We start from the raw sequence: 4,256 nt of genomic DNA, 5'->3' as shown, positions 1-4,256 counted from the left end.
GCTGAGGAGGCGATCACCGGGCTTCAGGTGACGGCGGGCCTGTTCCGGGTGATGGCGGAGGAGGACCCGGGCTGCTTCGCGGGTGTGCGGGAGGTGATCACCGGCGGTGATGTGATCTCGCCGACCGCGGTGCGGCGGGTCCTGGAACACTGCCCGAACACGGTCGTGCGCTGCGCCTACGGTCCGACCGAGACCACTCTGTTCGCGACCCAGGCTCCCTGGACCGCGGCCGATGTGGTGCCGGCGCCGATTCCGGTCGGGCGTGCGCTGGACGGCATGCGCGCCTACATCCTGGACGACACGCTGTCACAGGCACCGGCAGGAGCCACCGCCGAACTGTATCTGGCGGGTGCGGGGCTGGCCCGGGGCTACTTCGGGCGTGCGGATCTGACGGCGGAGCGGTTCGTGGCCGATCCCTTCGGCCCGGCCGGAAGCCGCATGTACCGCACCGGCGACCTGGCCCGCTGGTCCGGCGAAGGCCTGCTGGAGTTCGTCGGCCGGGTCGACGACCAGGTCAAGATCCGCGGCTTCCGCATCGAACTCGGCGAGATCGAAGCCGTACTGGGCCGCTTCCCGGGGCTGGCACAGGTCGCGGTCATAGCGCGTGAGGACGATCCGGGCGACAAGCGTCTCGTGGCCTACGTGGTCGCCGAGGCCGGAAACGACACCCTGGACACCGAGGCTCTGCACACGCATACGGTCGGTCTGCTGCCGGAGTACATGGTTCCCTCCGCGTTCGTGGTCCTCGACCAGCTTCCGCTGACCGCCAACGGCAAGTTGGACCGGCGGGCCCTGCCGGCACCCGTGTACGAAGCCGACCTGGCCGGGCGCGGTCCGCGGACCCCGCGGGAGGAGATCCTGTGCGGCCTGTTCGCCGAGGTCCTGGGCGTGCCCACAGTCGGCATCGACGACAGCTTCTTCGAGTTGGGCGGCCACTCCCTCCTCGCGACCCGCCTGGTCAGCCGGATCCGGGCGATCCTGGGCGTGAAGCTATCGGTTCACAGCCTCCTCAAAACACCCACCGTGGCCGCTCTGTCGAACCTGGGCCAGGCGGACAGCGAGGAGCAGGACAGCGCCCTGGAGCCCGTGCTGAGCCTGCGGCCGGTCGGCAGCCGTTCGCCGTTGTTCTGCGTGCACCCCGGAGGCGGCATGGCCTGGTGCTACGCCGGGCTGCTGCGCTACGTCCCGAAGGAGCACCCGGTGTACGGGCTCCAGGCCCGCGGCCTGGCCGCGGACGAGCCGTTCCCCGCCGACATGGATGAGTTGATCGAGGACTACCTCGGCCGAATCCGAGCGATCCAGCCGTCCGGCCCGTACTCCCTCCTGGGCTGGTCCTTCGGCGGAAAGGTCGCCCACACCCTGGCGGCCCGCCTCCAACAGGAGGGCGAGCAGGTGTCCCTGCTGGCTGTGCTCGATGCCGGCACTGGAGGGCACGTCAGCGCGGACAGCACGCGCACCCAGCGTGATCTCCTGGAGCTCGCGTTCGACGGAATCGGGGCCTTCCACGCCGAACCGGGTGACGACCCGATCGAGATGCCGCGAATCCTTGAGATTCTCGCGTCCCATGGCGGAACACTGGCCAGCCTTGAGGAACGGACCGTTGCCGCTCTCATCGACATAACGGAGAACAACCTCAAGATCAGCCGGGCAACAGCCACCGAGCAGTTCGACGGCGACGTGCTCTTCTTCGAAGCGGCCGGGCGGGACGGTGCGTCCACCGGACTCGCGGAGGTCTGGGAACCGTATGTGAGCGGCCACATCGAAAAGCATGTGACTCCGTTCAAGCACATGCAGATGATGAGTGCGGATGCGCTCGCCGACATTGCTCCAGTTCTGGCTCGAGCGCTGAAGAAGAGTTCTGATGAAATGAAGCAGGCGAGGAGCAATTGATGTCCGACAAACCGACGCCCAATAGGTCGAGGCTGCACCGAGGGCGGGTGCTGCGCGTCGAGTGGGTCACCCCGCACATGGTCAGGGTGGTGCTGGGCGGCGAGGGCCTGCAAGGGTTCACCGCCGGGCAGTACACCGATCACTACGTCAAGTTGATCTTTCCGCTGGAGGATGTGCAGTACCCCGAGCCGTTCGACATCGCGGCCATTCGCCGGGACTTCCCCCAGGACCAGTGGCCCAAGACCCGGACGTACACGGTGCGTCGGTGGGACCCGGATGCCGTCGAACTGTCCGTGGACTTCGTCTATCACGGTGAAAGGGGTCTGGCCGGTCCCTGGGCTGCGAAGGTCAAGCCCGGGGAAGAGATCTACTTCATCGGTCCCGGCGGCGGCTACTCGCCCAGGGCGGAGGCCGATTGGCATCTGCTCATCGGAGACGAGAGCGCCTTGCCCGCGATGGGGGCTTCCCTGGAGGCAATGCCGTCAGGAGCGGTCGCCAAAGCGTTCATCGAGGTCTCCGGTCCGGAAGAGGAACAGGAGATCCAGACACCGGCCGATGCCGAAATCATCTGGCTGCACCGCGGGGAGCGTCAGATCGGCGACTCGCTCCAAGAGGCCGTGTTCTCCTTGGAATTCCCGACCGGAACGGTGCATGCCTTTGTCCATGGTGAGGCGCACTTCGTGAAATCGATTCGGCATCACTTGCGGATCGAACGCGGCCTGACACGCGATCAGCTGTCCATTTCCGGCTACTGGCGACGCGGGGCGGACGAAGACGGCTGGCAGTCCTCGAAGTCCGAGTGGAACCGTGACGTGGAGGACGCGCCCCCGGCGTAGCTCTCGGCCCTCTCCATGACATCGGTGACCTCGCGCCCCCTGTTCGCGGGTGGCGAGGTCACCGATGGGCCAGTGCACCTTCGTTCTGCTGGGCCGACCGAAATTTGCGTGATCTCAACACCGAAAGAGAGTAATTGGCAATGCTTGCTGCAGATGTTGAAATCCAGGCTCATCATGTGGATATGCCACCCCTGCACCTGTTGAAGGCGGAGCATCTTCCCGCCTCAAGAGGCGCCATCACAGGCATGATGAACCAGCGCACTGCGGACGCCCTGCGGACCGTCATCGACATAGCGCCACAGGACTCCGACCGACGCGCATTGGCCGCAGTCGACGCCGCCCTGGCCTGCCTGACCTCGCCGGCCGCTGCCACCAAGTACACCGACGCAGAGCGAAAAGCCCTGCCGGAGGACCTCTACGAGGAACATGACCTGTTCTTCGGCGCGATACGGGTCACCGGGAACTCGGTGGAGACGTTCACCTACACCATGCTCGAAGCCCTCCGCAGCCAGCTCAACGATGCGCTGTCGGCCGGGATAAGCCTCAGCAGTGGTGAACGAGCGCAGCTGCGTGAGGCATTCTGGACCACTTTCCACATGTTGTGGCGTCTCGGAGTGGCCGGCACGCCGTTCGAGTACGCAGCTCGCGCCCACACGCAGGGCACGGACGTGGGAACCGGCGATGTGAAAAGCGATCCCCTGATTCGCTGGCGTCTCGGTCACCAAGTGTTCTTCGCACTCATCCAGGCACTGATCGTATCGGTCGGCTGTCTTGAGGAATGCCTCAAGGACGATCCGGATGCTATCGATAGCGCCTGCGGACTGCTTGAGGACGCCACAGTACTGATGATCGGGTCCGGCGCATCGCTGCGCTATGCCGGCGACTTCACGCGCACGCATTACACGGATTCTGTTCGTCCTGCGATGATGCCACCGCGTATCAATGCCAAGTTCAGCGGTCTCCAGTTGCGCGATCACCGGATACTGCTCAAGTTGCTCCATCGGGTCAAGCCGTTGGTCGCATCGCCCGCTCCAGCCGTCGACAAGTCCTACCGGCTGCTGCTCGATGCGATGTCGACAGCCTACGACGCACACATCTCGGTCTGCTCGAGGTTCGGCGGCGATCGCGAACCGAGTCTCCGCACGCCCGACTCCAAGGTTCCCGCCGTGGAGATTCTCCAGCGATTCCGCGACCGGCGACTCGGTGCCGCCACGCCGGATCGGCCGGCGGAGTAGTCCGGTGGCCTCCGACCGGGTCTGTCCTCGCGGGCAATGTCGAGTCCTAGTCCGCGCCGATCTGTGCTGCCGGGGTCCCCGCACCGCCGAGTAGCTGCGAATTTGTGCGATCTCAACACCGAAAGAGAGTGATTGGCGATGCATGCTGCAAATGCTGTTGATTTTACCGACGATCGGTCATTTGAGTCGCACGCGGCGTTGGTCGGCGAATCGGTGCAGGCGGCTTTTGCGGCTCAGGTGCTGCGTTCTCCGGGTGCGGTGGCGGTGCGGTGTGCCGGGCGGGAGTTGTCGTATC

General features: G+C 65.5%; 3 protein-coding genes. All 3 read left to right on the top strand.

From position 1 onward, the window contains the following. Window positions 1-1,890, top strand: a 1,890-nt coding sequence (locus AQI95_RS43475) for a thioesterase domain-containing protein (RefSeq protein WP_159056756.1), incomplete at its 5' end; no start/stop codon positions are given. After that, window positions 1,890-2,726, top strand: a complete 837-nt coding sequence (locus AQI95_RS43470; protein ID WP_067136966.1) for a siderophore-interacting protein — start codon at window positions 1,890-1,892, stop codon at window positions 2,724-2,726. The genes AQI95_RS43475 and AQI95_RS43470, both read left to right, overlap by 1 nt. A 140-nt stretch (window positions 2,727-2,866) precedes the next feature. Further along, window positions 2,867-3,961 (top strand): hypothetical protein, encoded by a 1,095-nt coding sequence (locus AQI95_RS43465; protein WP_159056755.1) that lies wholly within the window; start codon window positions 2,867-2,869, stop codon window positions 3,959-3,961. Window positions 3,962-4,256: the final 295 nt, after the last annotated feature.

The organism is Streptomyces yokosukanensis (assembly GCF_001514035.1).
Classification (GTDB): domain Bacteria; phylum Actinomycetota; class Actinomycetes; order Streptomycetales; family Streptomycetaceae; genus Streptomyces; species Streptomyces yokosukanensis.
Note: the sequence above shows the minus strand (reverse complement) of the source record. Positions and strands in the feature narration are given on the sequence as shown.

What these genes read in the sequence shown, in the direction of transcription:
- AQI95_RS43465 (WP_159056755.1), top strand. Translation starts at nt 2,867, where the DNA reads ATGCTTGCTGCAGATGTTGAAATCCAGGCTCATCATGTGGATATGCCA.
- AQI95_RS43470 (WP_067136966.1), top strand. Translation starts at nt 1,890, where the DNA reads ATGTCCGACAAACCGACGCCCAATAGGTCGAGGCTGCACCGAGGGCGG.